The organism is Flavobacterium sp. WC2421 (genome assembly GCF_040822115.1).
Classification (GTDB): domain Bacteria; phylum Bacteroidota; class Bacteroidia; order Flavobacteriales; family Flavobacteriaceae; genus Flavobacterium.
Map to the genome: position 1 here is coordinate 3,058,298 of NZ_CP162004.1, position 21,703 is coordinate 3,080,000.

Consider the following 21,703-nt stretch of genomic DNA (forward strand, 5'->3'; position numbering starts at 1 on the left):
AATCTAATATTTAAAATGTGATAAACAAAAGAATTAATTCGTTTTAGTAATTTCACTTACTAGACTCAACACCACTTCAAATTGTTCTTCACGTGTTAGGTGTGAATTATCAATTTCTATAGCATCTTCTGCCATTACTAAGGGAGAATCTTCTCTATGGGTATCAATATAATCACGCTCTTCAACATTCTTCAACACTTCTTCATAGGTAACATTGTCGCCTTTTTGCTTCAATTCAGCAAATCGTCTTTCGGCTCTTGTAGTTGCACTGGCAGTCATAAATATCTTAAGTTCAGCATCTGGAAAAACAACGGTACCAATATCTCTTCCGTCCATCACAATTCCTTTATTCTCTCCCATTTGTTTTTGTTGCTCCACTAGTTTAGAACGAACTTCTGAAATTTCAGCTACTTTACTTACAAAATTAGAAACTTCAATAGTTCGTATTTGAGTTTCTACATTAGTATCATTCAAATACATTTCGCCAAAACCTAAATCTGGATTGAATTTAAATTCTAATCGAATAAATGGCAAACTATTAATTAAAGTTTCTTTGTCAAAAAACGAAGCACTTATATAGCCATTTTGCATAGCAAAAAAAGCAACTGCACGGTACATTGCGCCAGTATCCACGTATACATATCCCAAATGATTGGCTAATTGTTTTGCTAAAGTACTTTTTCCTGTGGATGAAAACCCGTCAATTGCAATGGTAATTTTTTTCAATTTTATATTTTAATTTGATGTTATTAAACCTACTCCTAGCTGCTCTAAATTTTATAAGAAAACATCTTATTTTTATATATCAATAATAGACACTTAAAATAATTTTTGTTTTAGAATGATCAATCAACTCCCCTATTCTATTAAAAAACAATTCATTAACCATTGGACAACCCAAACTCTTACAAATAAATTGCCCTTGCTCTTCATATGGAACACTTTCAAATTGATGCAAAACTATATTTCTACTAAATGCATTACTATTTGTAGCGTCCAATCCATATAATTTATACGCCTTCCCATATGTACCAATATACTTGTTACCTATAGAGTACTTTCCTAAAGAAGTACAAAAAGAATGATTCTCATTACTAAATTTCAGCTCTCCTTCTATGCCTGTTTCAGAACCTAAACCATGGCTAACTAAGCCTTCGTCTATAATTTCATTTGTTTTCAAATTACAAACAAAAAACCGATATTTTCCTGATTCTATTTTCATATCAATAAAAAAACCAATTTCTTTATTGTACTTTGAGTATCTATTAACTAGGTCTTTTACTTCCTTAATTTGTGAATTCAATTTTTCTTGTACAACTGTTTTTTCGTCTTTATTACTAAAGCTAGAGAAAACAAATACCAGAAAAAATAAAAAAATAAATAGCTTCTTCATCTCTTTACCTATTTTTAATTAACCCTTCTATTGAAAATTTATCGTTAAACCAAATAAACTTGTATTTCCCGCTAGAGTATAACGTGAATACGAGTAATTAAATTTTAATTTATTTAATTTTAATCCAAAACCTAACGAAATGCCTGAAAAATTGCGTTGTTCTACAATACGTAGTTCTTCTGCTCTTCGAAAATTATATCCAAGACGCAAATTAAATGCTTTTTTTGGGAATAATTCGACTCCAAAAATTACATGACGCAAGGCGTTGTTCACAAATGATATTTTTTCTTCAGTTGAACTACCGTCAATTGAAGATTGAGTCCTTTCTGGATTTGAAAAAGAAATATTCCATTGTTGTAAATTCTCTAATGTCAAATGCCATCGAATAGGTACATTTTCTAATTCTTGTGAAACTCCCGCAAGTAGCTCTAAAGGTAACCTTTCATGAGCTTCAGAATAGGTTGTGAATTGGGTACCAATATTGCGTATAACCAACCCCCAATTGACATCATTCCTTTCGTCAATAAAAATAGCACCAATATCAATTGCTCCTCCTAACGAATTATAACTCTCTAAGGTGGATGAAATTAATTTAGCATTTGCCCCTAAATATAATGTTGTGTTTGGTACATTATAAGCATATCCAAAAGACAATGCTGTTTCACTTCCAGTAAATGAGGAGGTTGTTTGACCATTTTCATCATATCCTTCAAAGCTACCATAGTTAACGTAATTAACCCCAACTTGAAAAGTTTGTAAATGCCGATCATAAGTGTATGCATAAGAAGCAGTCCCGTAAGTAATCTCCCCATAATAACTCCCGTAATTAATAGCTAAATGGTTGTCCATTTCTACATTAATTGTTGCTGGATTAAAATTTACTTGATTTACATCATCATCATAAATAGTGATTGTTTTCCCTCCAAGTGCTGCCTGTCTAGGCGAAGTAACTAAGTTTAAAAACTGATACGTATACTTCCCTCCTATTTGACCGTAAGAAACAGTACATATAAGAAGTAAAAAATATAAAAAAAGTTTTTTGAACATGCTTTAGGTTTCTATTTTTTTAAAATAAAACGCAATAACGAAGATAAAATTATAATACCAATAATTGGTGATTTTGCATCTCCAAATTCCAAACAAATAAAATTCCAAAATCATCTCTCAATTATTTTAAGATTTGATTTTGGAATTATTATTTAAATTAAAAAATAGTCTTTACAAGGTTTTTGCATTTTTTACTTTCTGATCTGTAATTGCAATTTTTAAAACTTCGCTCATTTCTTTTACAAAATGGAAGTGCATCCCTTCAATATATTCTGGTTTTATTTCGTCAATATCGCTTTTATTTTCATGGCACAAAATAATTTCCTTAATACCAGCACGTTTAGCAGCTAATATTTTTTCTTTTATACCTCCAACAGGTAACACCTTTCCTCTTAATGTAATTTCACCCGTCATAGCCAAATGTTTTTTGACTCTCTTTTGTGTAAACAAGGAAACCAAAGACGTTAACATCGCTATTCCAGCACTTGGACCATCTTTTGGTGTTGCTCCTTCTGGAACGTGCAAGTGAATATTGTGATTTTTTAAAATATCTGGATTAAGACCTAAAAGTTCAGTATTTGCTTTAATATATTCTAACGCAATAGTTGCCGATTCCTTCATTACTGTACCTAAATTTCCAGTAATTGTCATCGTTCCTTTACCAGGAGAAATAAGTGACTCAATAAACAAAATATCACCACCAACACTTGTCCATGCAAGTCCAGTTACAACCCCAGCAACATCATTACTTTCGTATTTATCTCTTTCTAATCTAGGAACTCCTAGTACTTTTACAATATCAGCATCAGTTACTTTTTTGTTATATTCTTCTTCCATTGCAACTGATTTTGCTGCATTACGAATAACCTGAGCAATTTTAGCTTCCAATCCACGTACTCCAGACTCTCGAGTATATCCTTCAACAATTTTTTCTAATTGCTTTTTTCCAATAGTTAAATCCTTGGATGTTAATCCATGTTCTTTTAACTGTCTTGGAAATAAGTGCTGACGTGCAATCTCTACTTTTTCTTCAATTGTATAACCCGACATTTTAATTACCTCCATACGGTCTCTTAACGCAGGTTGAATTGCTCCTAAATTATTAGAGGTAGCAATAAACATCACCTTTGATAAGTCATACCCCATTTCAAGGAAATTGTCATAAAATGAATTGTTTTGTTCCGGATCTAATACTTCTAGTAAAGCAGATGACGGATCCCCTTGATTCCCGCTAGCTAATTTATCAATCTCATCTAGAACAAATACTGGATTTGATGTACCTGCCTTTTTTAAACTCTGAATAATTCTCCCTGGCATTGCACCAATATAGGTTTTTCTATGTCCTCTAATTTCCGCTTCGTCACGTAACCCTCCAAGTGAAATTCGAACATATTCTCTACCTAAGGCTTCTGCAACAGATCTACCAATGGAGGTTTTACCAACACCTGGAGGTCCTGTTAAACAGATGATAGGTGATTTCATGTCATTTCGCAATTTCAAAACGGCCAAATGCTCAATCATTCTTTTCTTCACGTCTTCTAAACCAAAATGATCTCGGTCTAGAATTTTTTGAGCTCTTTTCAAGTCAAAATTATCTTTAGAATACACATTCCAAGGCAATTCAAGAAACAGTTCTAAATAATTTCTTTGAATTCCAAAATCTGGCGCTTGTGGATTCATTCGACGCATTTTTGACAATTCTTTTTCGAAATGTTTTTGTGTTTTCTCGTCCCACTTCTTAGTCTTCGACTTTTGAAGCATTTCGTCCATTTCTTCTTCTTGTGAAACACCTCCCAGTTCTTCCTGGATGGTTTTCATTTGTTGATGAAGAAAATATTCTTTTTGCTGTTGATCTAAATCAAAACGAACTTTAGATTGAATATCGTTTTTGAGTTCTAATTTTTGCAACTCAATATTCATGTAACGCAAAGTTTCCAAAGCCCTGTCTTTCAAATTATTAACTTCTAGTAAATCTTGTTTTTCTTTGACAGATAAATTCATATTAGAAGTCACAAAATTGATCAAGAAAGATTGACTTTCAATATTTTTGATTGCAAATGTAGCTTCGCTTGGAATATTTGGACTCTCTTTAATTATTTGAATTGCCAGTTCTTTGACAGAATCTAAAATAGCCAAAAACTCGGTATCTTTTTTTTCTGGTCTATTCTCTTCAAATTCTTTAATAGTTGCTGTAATATAAGGGTCTTCAGAAACCACAGTATCTATTTCAAACCTCTTTTTCCCTTGAAGAATAACTGTTGTAGTACCATCAGGCATTTTTAAAACTCGTAAAATTCTTGCTACGGTTCCTATCGTATGAATATCGTTTTTTGTAGGATCTTCAACTTCTTCATTCTTTTGAGCAACTACACCAATAATTTTACCAACAGCATTTGCATCATCTATTAATTTAATTGATTTATCACGCCCTGCAGTAATAGGAATTACAACACCAGGAAATAAAACCATGTTTCTTAAGGGTAAAATAGATAGCGAATCTGGTAATTCTTCATTTATCATTTCCTCCTCATCTTCTGGAGTCAATAATGGAATTAATTCTGCTTCTGAGTCGAATTCTTGTAGTGACAGATTGTCAATTGTAAGTATTTTATGGTTTGACATAGTATATTTAAGTCTTTTTGTCATTAAAAATTTTAATCTTATGAATAAACAAAGAGTTTAAACACTTTAAATACCAATATAACTGGTATTATCCTTTGTTATTCATTAGTTGTATAAAAAATGCAATCATTATGCCATTGTAGAAATAAGCAGTAATCAAAATTGTAAATATTGGTGATAAATCAACTATTAAATAGTTGATTTATGATGTTTTTTTCCTAATACTTTAGTAAAAAGAAAAAGGTCATATTGATAGAATTTTAAATACGAAGTTTATTTTATATTATTATAAATGACTTTTTGTAAAGAGATTAAAAATAATTATTTATACTGTTTCATCACTCTTTTTCATAAAACTCAAAACTATAAAACCTAATACGAAGAATATGGCTAATATAAAAAACGAATTTCGCATTGAGTTTGTAATCGAAGCTACAAAACCAAAAATAAAGGTTCCTACTACAATCGAGATTTTCTCTGTAACATCAAAAAAACTAAAGTAAGTGGCATGATCTTCCGTTTCAGGTAATAGTTTAGAATATGTTGATCTTGAAAGGGATTGAATTGCTCCTAAAACCATCCCAATCGTACCTCCAAGCGCATAAAATTGAAGATCAATATATTGACTTTTAGCATCTAATAAATACGCCGCAAAACAAATAAAACCCCAAATTACAATTGTAATTTTTAAGGTTTTTATGTTCCCTATTTTTTCGGATATTCTAGAAAATAAAAAAGCGCCAAATATAGCTACAACATTGATTAATAAAATGATTATGATTAATTTACTTGTAGTAATCCCTAATTCTTTTTTACCAAAAATACCTGCTAATAATATTACAGTTTGAACACCAATACTGTAAAGAAAAAAAGCGGTTAAAAACTGTTTTAACCTAGTAAGTTCTTTCAAGCTTTTAAAAACAACTTTAAGTTCTCTCAATCCTTTAAATATAAAATCTTTCTCTGGTTTTTTATGAAATACATTATTAGGTAAATAATGAAAAGTAATTTGAGCAAAACCCATCCACCAAATACCTACTGATAGAAATGAAATTCGCGCTGGTATCGACGAATCAGTTATTCCATACCATTCAGGCATCATAACCATGGTTAAATTAAATGCTAACAAAATTAAAGATCCAAAATAACCAAACATAAAACCTTTCGCACTCACACGGTCATGCTGCTCTGGAAAAGCAATTTCTGGCAAATAAGAATTATAAAAAACAATACTTCCCCAAAATCCAATGCTAGCCAAAATAGTTCCTAAAACACCTATCCATAGTGTATCCTGTCCTTTAAAAAAGAACAATCCCATAACTGAAAACGAACCCAAATAACAAAAAAACTGCATAAAACGTTTCTTATTACCCGTATAATCAGCTATGCCGGATAGTATAGGTGACAGAAATGCAACTATTAAAAAAGAAATTGATAATGAATAAGATAGCAAAGAGGAGTTATTAATTTCCAGACCCAAAAAATGGACAATACCATTATTATCACTGGTTACAGATTCAAAATAAATGGGAAATACTGCAGTTGCAATAACCAGACTGTACACTGAGTTTGCCCAATCATAAAATGCCCAAGCGTTTATTAACTTCTTATCTCCTTTTTGTAAAGCTATCATATAAATATTTTTAAAACGAATTTATTTATTTTTTGAGTATTTAAACTATAAATCAGGATAAACTTTGTAATAATAATGATTTGTTAAAAACAGAAAGCCAATTCAGTTGAATTGGCTTTCCATTATCTATTAAAATATATTTTTTTATCTGAAAATAACTCCAAATTTTGCCGCCGTTGCTTTAGCTTCCGGAACCATTGCTTTCAAATTGGCAATTCTTGTTGCATCTGAAGGGTGTGAACTTAAAAACTCAGGTGGTGCTTGACCATTAGAACTTGCAGCCATTCTTGTCCAAAATGAAATTGCATCATCTGGATTATAACCTGCAATAGCCATAAGAGTAAGGCCTATTTTGTCAGCTTCGGTTTCATGACTTCTACTGTAAGGCAACATTACTCCTACTTGTGAACCTATACCGTAATATTGTTGCCACATTTGTTGTTTTTCAGCGCTTTGACTACCAGTTGCAACAGCAACACCTACAGCGCCAAGACTCTGAAGTTGTGATACACTCATACGTTGTGCTCCATGATTTGCTAGTGCATGAGAAACTTCATGCCCCATAACAGTTGCTAAACCAGCGTCATCTTTGGTAATGGGTAAAATCCCCGAATAAACAACGATTTTTCCACCGGGCATACACCAAGCGTTAACTTCTTTACTATCAACTAATTTATATTCCCAACGGTAATCATTTAAATATTGAGTTTGACCTAGATAAGCCAAATATTTTTCAGCAGCCACTTTAATTTTCATACCTACTGTTTCCACTCTTCTAGCATCTGCAGTTCCAGTAATTACTTTGTTTTCTTTCAAAAAAGTTCCATACTCCTGAAAAGAAGAAGGGAATAATTCACTATTAGAAACAAAATTTAATGTTTTTTTCCCTGTAAGAGGGTTGGTCGCACAAGAGATGAATAGACCTAGCGTACAAATTCCTGCTATTATTGACTGTTTTTTCATGATATTAGATTTTAATAAAAACAAAAATACAATTTTAACTAAGTTTATGAGTTACAAAATTAAAAGCAATTGTATCAATTTTATTGTTTTCTTTATTCTCCAGTAATGTGCAAAACATTAAATTCCTTATCTACAATTAGATAATCATTAATTTCAAAAGCCAAGCTATTAAATGAAACTTCTTCGTTATCGATTTCAATACTTTTTACTTTAAATGGTAATCCAATAAGGTTTATTTTATACTTAGAATAATTAGTGTCATATTTCCCTTCTTTATGTTGTTGAATATTAAGTTCTTTCTCCTTTCCAGTTACTCTGAAAGTTAAAAAACTATATCTGCCTTTTTTATAATCATACCCATCTTGAGCATCTTCATAAACAACTGATTTTTCTTTTCCTTTTTTATAATATAAATCTAAAGTTAATTCATCAAATTCTAATTCACCTACATATTGTTGAACAGGGTATTTAGGAATCATCGAACCCGCTTTGACAAAAACTGGAATCTCATCAAAATGAGTATCTACCCACATTTCTTTTCCTCCTTTTACTATTTTATTAGTCCAGTAATTATACCATTCCCCTTTAGGAATATACATTCTTCTTCCTATTGCATTAGGTTCTAATATAGGGCAAACCAATATCTGATTTCCAAAAACAAATTCATCATTTCGATAATGAGTTTGAATATCATCTTGATCAAAGTACACTAATGGTTTTAACATTGGTATTCCTTCTTCAATATATTGGTAAAACATGGTGTATAAATACGGTAATAACTGGTAACGGAGACTTACGAATTTTCTAGTAATATCAATGACTTCATCGTCAAAGGCCCACGGTTCTTGGTCTCCATGATCACCTGACGAGTGAGTTCTACAAAAAGGATGAAAAACACCTAACTGAATCCAACGAGCGTATAACTCTCCTGAAGGTTGCTCAGCAAATCCTCCAATATCTGAACCAGTAAAACCCATTCCAGATATAGACATTCTTTGCACTTGTATATTAGCAACCCATAAATGTTCCCAAGTGGCAACATTATCACCTGTCCACGAAGAAGTATAACGTTGTGAACCTGCATATGCAGACCTAGTTATTACAAAAGGTCTTTTGGGGTAAGCAAATCTTTTTACTCCATGGTAGGTAGCTCTTGCCATTTGAGTACCATAAATATTATGTGCTTTTCTATGACTGCAAGGATTTCCGTCATAATCGTGACGTACATCCATAGGAAATGTTTTATTTGGAACCTCCATTACGGCTGGTTCATTCATGTCATTCCATACTCCTTTTACACCTATTTCCGAAACTAATTCTTTAAATAATCCTGCCCACCATTCTCTAACTTCAGGATTAGTATAGTCTGGAAAATTACATTCTCCGGGCCAAACTTTTCCCTTCATATAAGGACCATCAGCTCTTTTACAAAAATAATCTTTTTCTAAAGCTTCTTTATATACAGCATATTCTTTATCAATCTTTATCCCTGGGTCTATAATAACAACCGTTTTAAATCCATCTTCGGCCAATTCTGCAACCATTCTTTTTGGATCAGGAAAATACTCTTTATTCCATGTAAAACAACGGAATCCTTCCATATAATCTATATCTAAATAAATAGCATCACATGGTATTTGTAATTCTCTAAATTTAGCTGCAACTTCTTTTACATTACGCTCTGGATAGTAACTCCATTTGCATTGGTGATATCCCAAAGCCCATAAGGGAGGTAATTCCGGTTTACCAGTTAAATCTGTATAAGTCGTTACAACATCTTGCATTTTGGGTCCGTAAAAGAAATAATAATTCATCTCTCCGCCTTCGGCCCAAAAACTGGTTACATTTCTTCTCTCATGACAAAAGTCAAAAAAAGTTCGAAATGTATTATCAAAGAAAATTCCGTAGGCTTGTTTATTTTGCAATCCGATATAAAAAGGAACTACTTTGTATAGTGGTTCCTGATCCTTTTGAAAAGCATATTGATCTGTAGCAAAATTCTCTAATCGCTTCCCTTTTAAATTCATTTGGGTTGCTTTATCACCAAGACCATAAAAACATTCCCCATCTTTGGAAGCTTTACTCATCTTTACAATGTTACCACCATATTCGTAACTTTCTTCCCAATGAAAACCAAGCTCGTCTTCTAATAAAATATTTCCTTTTAAATCATAAATAGACTTCCTCATGTCTAATTTTTGAATAACACATTTTATTTTACTAGTAACTATTTGGTAATAATCTGGTTCTTCTGATATCTCTAGAAAATTATATCCATGCAATTGAGTTTTATCAATGGCATAAGAAAAATCATTACTAAAATATCCTTTTGTAGTAAATCGAAAACGCAGTAAACTATCTCTTAAAATGGTAACTTTTAAAACAACACTATTATCGGTGTTAAAATAAATTGAATCCCCTTCCAGTTTAAAAGAGACTATTTTTGATGGGTATAGATCCCCTTTATATTCTAATTCTGTATTAGTAATCATGGAATTGTGGTATTATTAATAAGATGTTTTGTTTCTTTCCAAACCTACAAAAAATCTCTATTAGCCTTTTAAAATAAGGACTTTATTCACAAAAAAGTTGTAATAGAAATTAAATATTGTTGTAAAGTTCCTTTTATTAAGCTGAACTTTACAACAATATTAAAAAACAATTCTATGATATCTTGAAAACATTAACACTTAACGGAGGAAGCAGTAATTCAATAGAATAGTCCCTTCCGTCATAAGGAGAGGATTCAATTGTTAATTTATCAGAATTAATTACACCACTACCTCCATATATTATTGCATCACTATTAAAAATTTCTTTGATTTTTCCTTTTTTAGGAAGACCTATTCTATAATTAGGGCGAACAATTTGAGTAAAATTACAAACCACAATCAAATCCTCTTTCGGTTTATTTCCTTTTCGAATAAATGAAAAAACAGCATTTTGATGGTCTGAATAATTAATCCATTCAAAACCTTCTGGATTAAACTGCTTTTCATGCAAAGCAGGTTCCGTTTTGTATAAATTATTTAAATCAGTAATCAATTTCTTTATCCCTTCATGAAAAGGATATTGTAACAAATGCCAATCTAAACTTCCTTCAAAATTCCACTCTGCACTTTGTCCAAATTCACAACCCATAAACAATAATTTGGTTCCTGGATGTGTAAACATATAACCGTAAAGTAATCTTAAATTAGCAAATTTTTGCCATTCATCACCAGGCATCCTGCCAGCAATTGATTTTTTACCATACACCACTTCATCATGAGATAAAGGCAGCATGAAATTTTCAGAAAAAGTATACGTCATCGAAAATGTCAATTCATTTTGATGGTATTTGCGATAAACCGTTTCTTTTTGAAAATATTCTAAAGTATCATGCATCCAACCCATCATCCATTTCATTCCAAATCCCAATCCACCAACAGATGTTGGTCTTGAAACCATTGGAAACGAAGTACTTTCTTCTGCTATCGTTTGTACTCCTTCATAATTAGAGTAAACAGCTTCATTAAATTCTTTCAAAAAACTAATGGTATCTAGATTTTCTCTACCTCCATAAATATTTGGTTCCCATTCACCATCATTTCTTGAATAATCTAAATACAACATCGAAGCAACGGCATCTACTCGTAAACCATCAGCATGATAGTACTGCAACCAGAATAAAGCATTACTAATTAAAAAGGAACGAACTTCATTTCGTCCATAATTAAACACTAAACTTTTCCAATCAGGATGATATCCTTTTCTTCGATCTGGGTGTTCAAAAAGATTAGAACCATCAAAGAACCCTAAACCATGTGCGTCGTCAGGAAAATGTGATGGAACCCAGTCTAAAATAACACCTATCCCAGCTTGATGCAGCTTATCAACTAAAACCATAAAATCTTGTGGTTTACCAAAACGAGATGTCGGTGCAAAATAACCAACTAATTGATAACCCCATGAAGGATCATAAGGATATTCCATTATAGGCATAAATTCCACATGAGTAAAACCAGTTTCTTTTACATAGTTTACTAAATCCTCAGCAAATTCTAGATAAGTCAAAAAACGATTTTCTTCAGCATGACGTTTCCAAGATCCCAAATGAACTTCATAAACAGAATAAGGTTTGTCTAATCCATTATGGTCTTGGCGTGATTTCATCCATTTAGTATCATCCCATTTGTAGTCTAAATCCCAAATTACTGAGGCCGTATGTGGTGGTTGCTCACAATAAAAAGCAAACGGATCTGCTTTTTCAGTAATAATCCCATCATTATTAGATTGAATTTTATATTTATAGGTAGTTCCTTTTTCAATATTTGGAATAAAACCTTCCCATATTCCTGAAGAATCCCATCTTACTTGCAACAAATGTTCTCCTTGTTTCCAAAAATTAAAATCTCCAACTACAGAAACGGAATGAGCTGTAGGTGCCCAAACGGCAAAATACACTCCTTTTACACCATCTAACTCAATCAAATGCGCCCCAAGCTTTTCATAGAGTCTATAATGTTTCCCAGCTTTGAATAAGTTAATATCAAAGTCAGTAAAAAGAGAATGCGTGATAACTTTACTCATATGGCAATTTTATAGTTCTAATGTTTAATTCATTAGAATATTAGTTTAAAAACAGTTTAATAACTTAATTAATTTTGCAATTATCCGGTATTACTGAACCTTTTTTAATTACAACAATTCCTTCTCTGATAGAATACAAATCATTTGAAAAATCTTCTAAATGCTTTCCTCCATTGATATAAACATCATTCCCAATTCTACAATTTTTATCAACTAGAGCATTGTTAATAAAACATCTTTCCCCTATTCCCATTAAAATTTTATTATTCGCTTTTTCTTCATCCATTATATCAATGCTTTGATAAAAATCATTACCCATAACATAGGAGTTTTGAATAATTGTTTCATCGCCAATTCTAGAACGAATTCCTATAACTGATTTTTTAATTTCTTTGGCACTTATGATACAACCTTCTGAAATAAGTGATTGCTCAATAAGTGTATTACGGAATTTTGATGGAGGCAATAATCTAGGTCTAGTGTAAATTTTATTTTCATTATCAAATAAATTAAATTTTGGAACATCATCAGTAAGACCTATGTTAGCTTCAAAAAAAGAATCAATATTACCAATATCAGTCCAATACCCTTCATATTGATAGCTTAATATTTTTTTATTTCCAACAGCTTGCGGTATAATTTCTTTACCAAAATCTTTGGTATCAGGATTTGCCATTAAATCAATTAATAATTTTCTATTGAAAATATAAATCCCCATTGAAGCAAGATAATGCTTTCCTTCACTTTTCATTTGCTCACTTACATTTGATTCCCAATCAGGCAACAATGAAGCAGCTGGTTTTTCAATAAATGATTCAATACAGCTTTCGCTATTAGTTTTTAGAATACCAAACTCGGGAGCATCTTTAGCGTTTACAGGTAAAGTTGCTATAGTTATATCAGCCCCATGTTTTATATGTTCATCAAGCATTTCGTTAAAATCCATTTGATACAGTTGATCTCCAGAAAGTATCAAAGCATAATCAAAATCATGATTTAAAAAATGAGGCATACATTGTCTAACAGCATCAGCAGTTCCTTGAAACCAAGTAGGGTTATCAGGAGTTTGCTCGGCAGCTAGAATATCTACAAAAGCTTGACTAAAAGCATTAAAAGTATAGGTGTTTTTTATATGTGCGTTTAAAGAAGCCGAATTAAATTGTGTTAATACAAACATTCTTTTAATATCCGAATTCATACAATTTGAAATAGGAATATCAACCAATCTATATTTTCCTGCAATAGGCACCGCAGGTTTTGATCTAGTTGCGGTTAAGGGATATAATCTAGAACCTTGGCCTCCCCCAAGAATGATTGAAACAACATTATTCTTTTTAGCTTTCATATTTTGTTGATTATTAAATTATACATATCTATATATTCTTGACAAACTCTTTCCCAGGAATGGTCGGTTTTCATTCCACGTTTTATAATTTTATTTAAATGCTCTTTATTCTTATATAAATTTACAGCTCTATTAATGGAGTAACAAATATCTCCAACAGATGATTGATCATGACAAATTCCATTACCATCATCTCCAAAATCAATTACAGTATCTTTTAAACCACCAGTTCTTCTTACTATTGGAATTGTTCCATATCGCAAAGAATACATTTGATTCAAACCACATGGTTCTACTCTAGATGGCATCATTAAGAAATCGGCTCCCGCATAAATTAAATGAGCTAATTCTTCATTGTATCCAATAAACGTATTATAATTTCCTTTATAATCAATCAATAAGCTATTTAATCTATTTTCAATATCTGCATTTCCAGATCCTAATATCAAAATATTAATTTCTTTAAAATTTTCTGATAACGCTAAAGCTGAAGCATGAGGCAATAAATCACCTCCTTTTTCTTCCAGTAATCGACCAATAAAACTAAATAAAGGTTTTGTAGGATCTAAATTAAAAAGAGTACATAATATTTCTTTATTTTGCTGTTTTCCTTTTTCGAAATTTTTGATAGAATATTTTTTCTCTAACATTACATCTTTAGCTGGATCCCATACTTCTGTGTCTATTCCATTTAAAATTCCTTTTGATTTATATCTAACAAGATTAAACAATGATTCTAATCCATTAGCTGAATAATTAATTTCATTAAGGTAGTTGGGAGAAACCGTAGTTACAGCCCAAGCACATTTTACAGCTACAGCAAGAGAATTAATACAATTATCCCATTCTAAAACTTTTACATGAGAAAGATCAAATTCTGGAAAGTAATTTAATTTATCAAAACCAAATTGACCTTGATACAAACCATTATGAATCGTAATCATTGATGGTGTATTTTGTAATTTTAAATACTTATCACAATATAACATCATAAATGGAATCAACCCTGTATGATGATCATGGCAATTAATAACGTCAGGAATTTCACTTCTACCTATGATCCAATCTAAAGTTGCTATTTGAAAAGATAAAAATCGTTCAATATCATCTTCATATCCATAAACCTCTTTTCTGTCAAAAAGTTCTGGAATTTCAATAAGGTATAATTCAAAACCAAGTTTATCAGTAGTTTCTTTGAGAACACTAAAAGGAAAATTAAACTTTCCTAATTTTATTGATCCCCAGTGTACACATTCAAAATCATTCTCTTTTCTAAACTTTGTATCATAACATGGTATTACAACTCTAACTTGATGTCCAGCATTATTTTGGTATTTGGGTAAAGCTCCAACAACATCAGCTAGTCCACCCACTTTTGCTACAGGATAACATTCTGCACTAATATGAAATATTTCCATTTTATAAAATTTGTTTTTTCAATTATTTACAAAAGAATGGCTTTAATATTTGAATTAGAGCTAATTCTTAGTTTAGGGTAATTACCTATAAAAGACAAAAACCTTTTATAAATTATATTACTTTTATGTTTTTCTAAATTTAGTAAAAAATAAATAAAATGAAAGCCCTAATAAAAATTTATTGAAATGTCAAAAAATACTTCTATTAACCAACAAAAATTAAAAATTCCTAAGCTTATTATAGTAACGAGTAAATTTATCTCGCTAATCTCTCCAAAATTAGCTGTATTATATGCAGCAAAACTGTTTACAACACCAATAAAACATACTCTTCCTAAAAGAGAATGGGACATGAATCGAAAAAGTGAGCAAAAAGCATTGTTAATTCCGCAAATAAATAAGCATGTTGTTATTTATCAATATGGTAAAAGTGATAAAAAAATACTATTAGTTCACGGATGGTCAGGACGTGGTACACAACTAGTAAAAATAGCTGATGAATTACTAAAAGAAGAGTACTCGACAATAAGTTTTGATGCTCCTGCACATGGAAAATCACCTGGTAATAGCTCAATTATGATTGATTTTATTGCTTCAATAATAGAAATAGACAAACAATACGGGCCATTTGAAGCTGCTATTGGTCATTCTTTAGGAGGAATGTCAATATTAAATGCTATAAAAAATGGATTAAAAGTGAAATCTGCTACAATTATTGGAAGTGGGGATATTGTTCAGGATATTATTGATGACTTTGTCTCAAACCTAAAATTAAAGCCCAATATTGCAAAAAGAATGCAATTGCATTTTGAAAAAAAATATAACGAACCAATGAACAATTACTCCGCTTATATTGCTGCTAAAAATACAACTATACCAGTTCTAGTTATACATGACCAAGATGATTTTGAAGTACCAGTAAAAGCGGGAATTCATATTCATAAACATTTACAAAATGGAGAATTAGTTATTACAAACGGTTTAGGGCATCGAAAAATTTTGGGAGACCATAATGTCGTGCAAAAAGTAATTACCTTTATAACTAAAAATCAATAATAATAATAATAATAATATGAAATATCCTTTAGAAAAAACGGAGGCACAATGGAAAGAAGAATTAGGCGAAGAGAGATACCATATTCTACGTCAAAAAGGAACAGAACGTGCTCACACAGGTACTTACAATTTACATTACGAAAAAGGAACATACTGTTGCGGGGCTTGTTCAGAACCACTATTTGAGAGTAATTCTAAGTTTGATGCACACTGTGGCTGGCCTTCTTTTGATGATTCTATTCCAGGAAAAGTAAAATACATTCTTGACAAAACTCACGGAATGATTCGTACAGAAATTGTATGCGCTAATTGTGGTGGTCATCTTGGACATGTATTTAATGATGGCCCAACAAAAACTGGACAACGATTCTGTGTAAATTCTTTATCTGTAGATTTTAAAGGATAAAAGAATTTTATAGAAATGATTTCTTAAAACTAGGCTTTGTCCTATTTTTTGATGCTTGTTCATATGCGTACCCTATTCCTATTAATTTTGGTTCTGAATAGGCCAATCCAAAAAAAGATAATCCAACAGGCAAATCATAAACCATCCCTCCAGGAACAGTAATGTGTGGATAACCACTAGCAGCTGCGGGAGTTGTCAAGAAGACATCTCCCCATCGATCACCATAAATCATGTCGATACTACAAGCAGGCCCCATAGTAAGACCACAAATAGCATCCAATTTATTTATTGAAATGACTTTGTCAATTATCTCTTTGGAACCAAAGTGACTTTTATTACGTGCTTCAATATATTTTTTATCAGTTAAATTTCCTTTTTCATTCGAACTAATTAAGGTTTCTTGTTTGAAGTATGGCATGGCTTTGTTTTCATTGGCAATATTGAAATCAATGACATCCTTCAAACTTTTAACTTTACTATTTGAAGTACTTAGATAATTGTTCAGCCCAGTTTTAAACTCAAATTGCATCACTTCAAACTCAGATTCTCCCAACTTACCTATTTCATCTAAATAATCAATTTCTATAATTGTTGCTCCTTTACTTTTAAGCAAGTCAATTGCTTTTTGCTGCAATTCATGCATAAATTGATTCTTGCCTTGAGGTTTTCGTTCTACACCAATTCTTTTACCATTTAGTGCTTCCTTGTCCAAGAATTTAGTGTAATCATGATATGCTTTTCCGTTGCTTTCATTTGTTACTGAATCTTTTTCATCTACACCAGTCATAGCACCTAATAAAATTGCAGCATCAGTTACTGTTCTTGCCATTGGTCCAGCAGTATCCTGCGTACTTGAAATGGGAATAATACCCGTTCTACTAACTAAACCTACAGTAGGTTTTATCCCTACTATGCCACTTACAGAAGCTGGACATACGACTGATCCATCTGTTTCAGTACCGATCGCAACTACACAAAGATTGGAAGCTACAGCAACCCCTGATCCTGCACTAGAACCACATGGATTATGATCTAAAATATAAGGATTTTTAGTTTGTCCACCTTTACTACTCCATCCAGAACAAGAAGAAGTCGATCTGAAATTAGCCCATTCACTTAAATTCGTTTTTCCTATTAATACTGCTCCTGCTTCTCTTATTTTTTTAATCACAAAAGCATCAGCACCTGCAATATTACCTACTAAAGCAAGTGAACCCGCAGTTGTTTGCATTTTATCTCCTGTGTCTATATTGTCTTTTATCAAAATTGGAATTCCATGCAAAGATCCCCTATTTTTACCAGCCTTCAATTCATCATCCAACTCCTTTGCTATAGCAATTGCATCAGGATTAATTTCAATAACTGAATTTAAAGTGAATCCTTTCTTATCGATAGATTCTATACGTTCTAAATACATTCTAACTAATTGTTCCGAAGTAAATTTTCCCGAAGATAATTTCTCCCTTAAACTGCTAATTGTTTCTTCATCTAATTCAAAATCAACATTTGAAATATTAACTGTCGCTAATGTTTCTTCCGGTTTTTTTTCACCTTGAGCACAACTTGTAACCAATAAAGTACTTAGCCCAGCAGATGCTAACGTTGCAGTTCTTAAAAAAGATCTTCTTTTCATATTTAGATATTTACAAGATTTTAGAAAACTAATTTAATCGTTTTTTGTTAAATTCAATAAAATATCACAATGAACAATAGTTAAAATTAAAATGATAGTTTATAAAGTAAATGTTTCCAGTGTAAATTATTAATTAAAAACTATTTTTCAGAACTATAAAGCCAAAATGATCTAGTTAAAATCTTTTATATCATGACTTGAAAAAAAAAACATTTAAAAAAAAAAGCAACGTGTTTATAAGTACATTTGCACTTTTTTATCAAAATAAAGTTTTAAATATAAGTCTTCATCTATGTCTTCAACCAAATTTAGGATCGTTGCTATTAAAGCATTAAAATTCATAGGAATAACAATTATAAGCATTCTTATGTTGATGTTTATTTTGCCTTTTATTTTCGCAGAAAAGATTGAAACAGAAATAAAAAAAGAGGCAAATAACAAACTAAATGGAGAACTAAATTATTCTGAAGCAAAAGTTTCTTTTTTCCACCATTTCCCTTCATTAACAATCTCACTAAATAACTTTAAATTAAATGGTTCTGCACCTTATCAAAAAGAAGCCTTTATTACAGCTGATGAAGTTTCTTTTGGTATCAATGTGTCCAGCCTTATTTTTAGTAGCACTATAAATATTGATCAAATTTATTTGAATAATTCCAAAATCAATATAAAAGTCAATAGAGACGGCCAAGCAAACTACAATGTATACATCGCACCCAAAGAAGCTTTAGATGATGAAAAAAAAGAAACGGCTTTAAAATTAGAAAAAATTGAAGTTAAAAACAGCCAAATTAATTATGACGATCAATCTACTAAAATTCATTTTGACGCAATAGGTTTTAACTATTTAGGAAATGGAGATTTAAGTAAGGACGTATTTGATTTATATTCTAAAGCCAAAATTGACAAATTGAATATCATCTATGAAAACGAGCCTTACTTGATGAATAAAAAAGTCGACGCTGACTTGATTACAAAAGTGAATGTAAACTCATTATCGTTTATTTTTGAACAAAATGATTTAAAAATAAACAAATTATTAGTTGACTTCAAAGGGAAATTCGACTTCCTAAAAGATGGGTATAATATTGATTTTATTGTAAAATCAACCAATAGTAATCTAGAAGACCTGTTTACTGCATTTCCTCCAAAATACATTACTTGGCTTGAAAAAACAGAACTTAAAGGAAAAACAGACTTACTTCTTACGCTTAAAGGTCCTTATATTGCCTCAGAAAACAAAGCACCAAATTTAAATCTAGATTTAAAAATAAAAGACGGTTTTGTCAATTATAACAGTAGTGCATTTCCTGTTTCCAATCTAAATTTAGATATTTCAACCTCACTTCCTTCTTTAAATCCTGATCTTTTGATTGTTGATGCAAAAAACATATCATTAGACATCAATAAAGATTATTTAAAAACAAAATTATATGTAAAAGGAATCAATAATCCTGAAATTGATCTTACTATGGATGCTAAAATAGATTTAGAAAAACTGAATCTTGCACTCGGAATTCCAGATATACAATTAAAAGGAATGCTTATTGGTAAAGGAAGTTCAAAAGGTACATTCGATGCTAAAAATCATAATTTCCCTATTACGGATGTTACTTTGAATTTGCAAAATGGTTTTATCCAAACAAAATACTATCCAAACCCCATTACAAATATTAATATTGTTTCAAAAATCAGCAATCAAAAAGGAACATTCAGCGACCTTAAAATACTACTACAACCTACTCAATTTACATTTGAAGGGAAGCCAGTTTTTGTAACTGCTGATCTATCTAATTTTGAAGATTTAAGTTATGATATAAAAGCCAAAGGTACACTTGATATTAGTAGAATATACAAGGTCTTCTCACAAAAAGGGTTGGATATTGACGGATTTATTAAAGCAGATCTAGCATTAAAAGGAAAACAAAGTGATGCCGAAAAAGGGAATTATAGTAAACTATACAACAAAGGCAAACTTGAATTACGAAACATCCTTTTAGTATCGGAATACTTGCCAAAACCATTTCTTATAAAAGAAGGCGTTTTTAAAATTAATCAAGACAAAATGAATTTTAATCACTTTTTGGCAGCATATGGTCAATCCGATTTTAAAATGAATGGTTATTTACAAAATGTCTTCAATTTTCTTACAACCAAAAATGGTGTCTTGAGAGGATCATTTATACTAAATTCAAAATATATCAATGCCGACGAATTCATGTCGACTACTGCTAACACAACTACTACAACTGATATTACAAAAACGGAAATAGAGATCGAAAAACCAGAAACAGGAGTTATTCTTATACCTTCAAATTTTGATTTAAGATTTCAAGCTAATGCGAATAAAGTTAATTTCAATGGACTTACGCTTAACGATGCACAGGGAAACCTCCAAATGAAAAAAGGTAAATTAACGATGGAAAATACAGGCTTTAACTTAATAGGCTGTAGTGTTACTATGAATGCAAAATACCAAGGAATTTCAACAAAAAAAGCACTATTTGAATACAGCATTAAAGCCAGTGACTTTGACATTAAAAGAGCCTATAAAGAAATAAAAATCTTTAGAGAAATGGCCAGTGCTGCCGAAAAAGCACAAGGAATAATTTCATTAGATTATAAGCTCAAAGGAAAGTTAAATGGTAAAATGGAACCTGTATACCCATCCTTAACTGGTGAAGGTGTTGTTTCTATAAAAGACGTTAAATTATACGGTATGAAAATGTTTAATGCTGTAAGTAAAAAAACAAACCATCAAGGTATAAAAAATCCACAATTAACAAAAGTAGATGTTAAAAGTTCTATTAAAAATAACATCATAATACTAGAGCGATTTAAATTTAAATTTGCCGGTTTTAGACCAAGGATTGAAGGACAAACAAGTCTAGACGGAAAACTAAATCTAAAAATGCGCTTAGGTTTACCTCCTTTAGGAATATTTGGAGTTCCTCTAGTTATTACTGGAAACAAAGACCATCCTAAAATTAAAATTGGAAGAAAATCAGAAGAACTTGAAGAAATCACAGATACAATCAATTAGTTCAAAATAAATTTAGAATAAAAAAGCTATACTATAAGTTATTAATAGTATAGCTTTTTTATTTTTAAATTGATCCCTACTAGTACGAACAAATCTTGTCAACTATTTTAGCAACAGCACTTATCTCGGTTGTGTTTTCAATAGTTGTACCAGCAACCCATACCGTTTTGTAAGTCACTTCGGTAGCTGCTTTAGTAACAGCATTGGATCCTATCATATAACGAATCATCTTCACCCAGTTTTTTAGGGTTTTATTTCTATTTAAAGTATTTTCAATCCAAGTTTGTTGTGTCCCTACCTTATTAACATATGGAGTATTAATAACGCTACAAGGTGTGCCCGATATTTTCTTAGTTAAAACAATATCTTTAGCTCCATAATCAACACAAGCTTGTTTGTATTCCTCTGAAACACCCGACTCAAATGAAGCAATAAATGGGCTACCAACAGAAACCCCAACAGCACCAAAGCCTAGCATTTTATCTAAATCGGCTTTTGTACTTACTCCTCCTGCAGAAATAACGGGTAAAGAAGTGTTTAAATTCAACTCTTTAATCAACTCTTCAGCAGAT

The 21,703-nt window shown here is 31.2% G+C and carries 15 protein-coding genes (1 of these 15 only partly in view); 3 read left to right on the forward strand and 12 right to left on the reverse strand.

The features are described 5' to 3' along the window. Positions 1 to 33 precede the first annotated feature (33 nt). From cmk to AB3G33_RS13100, 10 genes are all read right to left on the reverse strand, one after another. Positions 34 to 726, reverse strand: a complete 693-nt coding sequence (gene cmk, locus AB3G33_RS13055; protein ID WP_367770236.1) for a (d)CMP kinase — start codon at positions 724 to 726, stop codon at positions 34 to 36. Positions 727 to 805: 79 nt separating this feature from the next. Continuing rightward, the gene (locus tag AB3G33_RS13060; RefSeq protein WP_367770239.1) at positions 806 to 1,393 is read right to left on the reverse strand and encodes a murein L,D-transpeptidase catalytic domain-containing protein; all 588 of its coding nucleotides are present in this window, start codon (positions 1,391 to 1,393) and stop codon (positions 806 to 808) included. 27 nt (positions 1,394 to 1,420) lie between these two features. Continuing rightward, a complete protein-coding gene (gene porQ / locus AB3G33_RS13065) occupies positions 1,421 to 2,440 on the reverse strand; it encodes a type IX secretion system protein PorQ (RefSeq protein WP_367770242.1) in 1,020 nt (339 codons plus the stop codon). A 171-nt stretch (positions 2,441 to 2,611) separates the two neighbouring features. Continuing rightward, the gene (gene lon / locus AB3G33_RS13070; protein ID WP_367774145.1) at positions 2,612 to 5,062 is read right to left on the reverse strand and encodes an endopeptidase La; all 2,451 of its coding nucleotides are present in this window, start codon (positions 5,060 to 5,062) and stop codon (positions 2,612 to 2,614) included. Between the two features lie 325 nt (positions 5,063 to 5,387). After that, complete coding sequence (locus AB3G33_RS13075) at positions 5,388 to 6,695, reverse strand: MFS transporter (RefSeq protein ID WP_367770245.1); 1,308 nt, start codon at positions 6,693 to 6,695, stop codon at positions 5,388 to 5,390. Positions 6,696 to 6,839: 144 nt separating this feature from the next. Continuing rightward, positions 6,840 to 7,658: a M48 family metallopeptidase gene (locus AB3G33_RS13080; protein ID WP_367770248.1), complete on the reverse strand. Its 819-nt coding sequence runs from the start codon at positions 7,656 to 7,658 to the stop codon at positions 6,840 to 6,842. Between the two features lie 92 nt (positions 7,659 to 7,750). Next, a complete protein-coding gene (locus tag AB3G33_RS13085) occupies positions 7,751 to 10,150 on the reverse strand; it encodes a glycoside hydrolase family 31 protein (RefSeq protein ID WP_367770251.1) in 2,400 nt (799 codons plus the stop codon). A gap of 172 nt (positions 10,151 to 10,322) precedes the next feature. Next, positions 10,323 to 12,230, reverse strand: coding sequence for a 1,4-alpha-glucan branching protein GlgB (gene glgB / locus AB3G33_RS13090; protein WP_367770254.1), 1,908 nt, complete (start codon positions 12,228 to 12,230; stop codon positions 10,323 to 10,325). A 64-nt stretch (positions 12,231 to 12,294) separates the two neighbouring features. Next, positions 12,295 to 13,575, reverse strand: a complete 1,281-nt coding sequence (locus tag AB3G33_RS13095; RefSeq protein ID WP_367770256.1) for a glucose-1-phosphate adenylyltransferase — start codon at positions 13,573 to 13,575, stop codon at positions 12,295 to 12,297. Next, positions 13,572 to 14,993, reverse strand: a complete 1,422-nt coding sequence (locus AB3G33_RS13100; RefSeq protein WP_367770258.1) for a glycogen synthase — start codon at positions 14,991 to 14,993, stop codon at positions 13,572 to 13,574. Before AB3G33_RS13100 ends, AB3G33_RS13095 begins: the two co-directional genes overlap by 4 nt. 186 nt (positions 14,994 to 15,179) lie before the next feature. Here AB3G33_RS13100 and AB3G33_RS13105 point away from each other — a divergent pair, with 186 nt between their 5' ends. Together AB3G33_RS13105 and msrB are read left to right on the forward strand one after the other, a co-directional pair. Next, positions 15,180 to 16,049, forward strand: coding sequence for an alpha/beta fold hydrolase (locus AB3G33_RS13105; protein ID WP_367770260.1), 870 nt, complete (start codon positions 15,180 to 15,182; stop codon positions 16,047 to 16,049). 16 nt (positions 16,050 to 16,065) lie between these two features. Next, a complete protein-coding gene (gene msrB, locus AB3G33_RS13110; protein WP_367770262.1) occupies positions 16,066 to 16,455 on the forward strand; it encodes a peptide-methionine (R)-S-oxide reductase MsrB in 390 nt (129 codons plus the stop codon). A gap of 7 nt (positions 16,456 to 16,462) precedes the next feature. On the opposite strand, the gene AB3G33_RS13115 is transcribed toward msrB, so the two are convergent. Beyond that, positions 16,463 to 18,088: an amidase gene (locus AB3G33_RS13115; RefSeq protein WP_367770264.1), complete on the reverse strand. Its 1,626-nt coding sequence runs from the start codon at positions 18,086 to 18,088 to the stop codon at positions 16,463 to 16,465. Between the two features lie 292 nt (positions 18,089 to 18,380). Here AB3G33_RS13115 and AB3G33_RS13120 point away from each other — a divergent pair, with 292 nt between their 5' ends. Further along, on the forward strand, positions 18,381 to 21,131 hold the full coding sequence (locus AB3G33_RS13120) for an AsmA-like C-terminal region-containing protein (protein WP_367770266.1): 2,751 nt from the start codon (positions 18,381 to 18,383) through the stop codon (positions 21,129 to 21,131). A gap of 79 nt (positions 21,132 to 21,210) precedes the next feature. On the opposite strand, the gene AB3G33_RS13125 is transcribed toward AB3G33_RS13120, so the two are convergent. Further along, positions 21,211 to 21,703, reverse strand: the 3' portion of a protein-coding gene (locus AB3G33_RS13125) for an NAD(P)H-dependent flavin oxidoreductase (protein WP_367770268.1). Its footprint extends 461 nt past the window's final position; only the last 493 of its 954 coding nucleotides appear in the window; its start codon lies off the right edge, out of view; its stop codon occupies positions 21,211 to 21,213.

Excerpts from the sequence above, each read along its gene's own strand:
- AB3G33_RS13060 (WP_367770239.1), bottom strand. The coding sequence starts at position 1,393 with ATGAAGAAGCTATTTATTTTTTTATTTTTTCTGGTATTTGTTTTCTCT.
- msrB (WP_367770262.1), top strand. The coding sequence starts at position 16,066 with ATGAAATATCCTTTAGAAAAAACGGAGGCACAATGGAAAGAAGAATTA.
- glgB (WP_367770254.1), bottom strand. The coding sequence starts at position 12,230 with ATGAGTAAAGTTATCACGCATTCTCTTTTTACTGACTTTGATATTAAC.
- AB3G33_RS13085 (WP_367770251.1), bottom strand. The coding sequence starts at position 10,150 with ATGATTACTAATACAGAATTAGAATATAAAGGGGATCTATACCCATCA.
- lon (WP_367774145.1), bottom strand. The coding sequence starts at position 5,062 with ATGTCAAACCATAAAATACTTACAATTGACAATCTGTCACTACAAGAA.
- AB3G33_RS13075 (WP_367770245.1), bottom strand. The coding sequence starts at position 6,695 with ATGATAGCTTTACAAAAAGGAGATAAGAAGTTAATAAACGCTTGGGCA.
- AB3G33_RS13100 (WP_367770258.1), bottom strand. The coding sequence starts at position 14,993 with ATGGAAATATTTCATATTAGTGCAGAATGTTATCCTGTAGCAAAAGTG.
- AB3G33_RS13080 (WP_367770248.1), bottom strand. The coding sequence starts at position 7,658 with ATGAAAAAACAGTCAATAATAGCAGGAATTTGTACGCTAGGTCTATTC.
- AB3G33_RS13115 (WP_367770264.1), bottom strand. The coding sequence starts at position 18,088 with ATGAAAAGAAGATCTTTTTTAAGAACTGCAACGTTAGCATCTGCTGGG.
- AB3G33_RS13120 (WP_367770266.1), top strand. The coding sequence starts at position 18,381 with ATGTCTTCAACCAAATTTAGGATCGTTGCTATTAAAGCATTAAAATTC.
- porQ (WP_367770242.1), bottom strand. The coding sequence starts at position 2,440 with ATGTTCAAAAAACTTTTTTTATATTTTTTACTTCTTATATGTACTGTT.
- AB3G33_RS13105 (WP_367770260.1), top strand. The coding sequence starts at position 15,180 with ATGTCAAAAAATACTTCTATTAACCAACAAAAATTAAAAATTCCTAAG.
- AB3G33_RS13095 (WP_367770256.1), bottom strand. The coding sequence starts at position 13,575 with ATGAAAGCTAAAAAGAATAATGTTGTTTCAATCATTCTTGGGGGAGGC.